The organism is Pueribacillus sp. YX66, from assembly GCF_041725775.1.
GTDB lineage: Bacteria > Bacillota > Bacilli > Bacillales > UBA6769 > Pueribacillus.
In genome coordinates, this window is record NZ_JBEUEL010000086.1 from 1 (window position 1) to 1,006 (window position 1,006).

The 1,006-nt window shown below is 27.0% G+C and carries 1 protein-coding gene; it reads left to right on the forward strand.

What is annotated here, in order from left to right; genetic code table 11:
* The first annotated feature begins 254 nt into the window (after nucleotides 1-254).
* Nucleotides 255-827, forward strand: a complete 573-nt coding sequence (locus tag ABU914_RS15410; RefSeq protein WP_379670574.1) for a VanZ family protein — start codon at nucleotides 255-257, stop codon at nucleotides 825-827.
* Nucleotides 828-1,006: the final 179 nt, after the last annotated feature.

Sequence of the window (1,006 nt, forward strand, 5' to 3'; positions counted from 1 at the left end):
GTAGTGAAAAAGCGTACAAAAATAGAGTGCCAAAGATATTGGTGTGATAAGTCGACCGAGAATAACTTGACACATACATTTTTCAATTAAATTTTGTATTTCTTTTGTTTCCAATGTAAAATGTAGGTGGGTCATATGATCTGCCTCCTAGTATGTTTTTATGGGTTAAAAACATTGTACCGTAAAGGCAATCATATGGCCCTTTTCTTTTACACAATTATATGGACTTTATCCATCTAGGAGGAGACTATTGAATGTTAAGATTTAATTTAACTCCAATTTTTTTATTTTTAATAATTTTTATTATATTATTTTTTTATTTATATAAAAGAAAAAATAAAACACTAGCATATTTATTATTTTGGAGTATTTTTTATTTTTATTTAATTAATGTAATTAGGTTAACGCAATTTCCACTTTTTATACTTGAATATCCATTTGAATATAATTTTTTAGATTATATTAATTTCATACCTAATAATCCTTTTGGGAACAACTTGTATACAAGTGTCCTAAATGTAATACTTGCGATACCATTTGGTTTTGGTCTTCCTTTTTTAATTAAAATGAACTGGAAAAAAATCGCTTTATCAACAATGCTTTTTTCACTTTTATTGGAATTACTTCAATTAACTGCTCATTTAATATTGCCAGGTCACAATAGAATGGTAGATATTAATGATCTTATTTATAATACCCTTGGTGGAATAATAGGTTATGCACTATATAAACTATTCGCTAAAATATTTAAAATCATAATTTCTAAATATGATATAGAAATGAATTCTGTTTTAGCATATGTACAAAAAATTGTTTCAACAGATTAATATTAAATTTTGTACGACAAGAAGCGCAAAGCGCAGTCAAGTCCATGATCTTATGTAAATTGCTTTACCATGTTTTTAACCTAGGATTGATTGTTGGGGTACCCCCAACAATTTTCATTCAAAATTGAATATACTTTCTGGGAGAACTCAGCCACTCTTCATGGATATCTATGAGAATA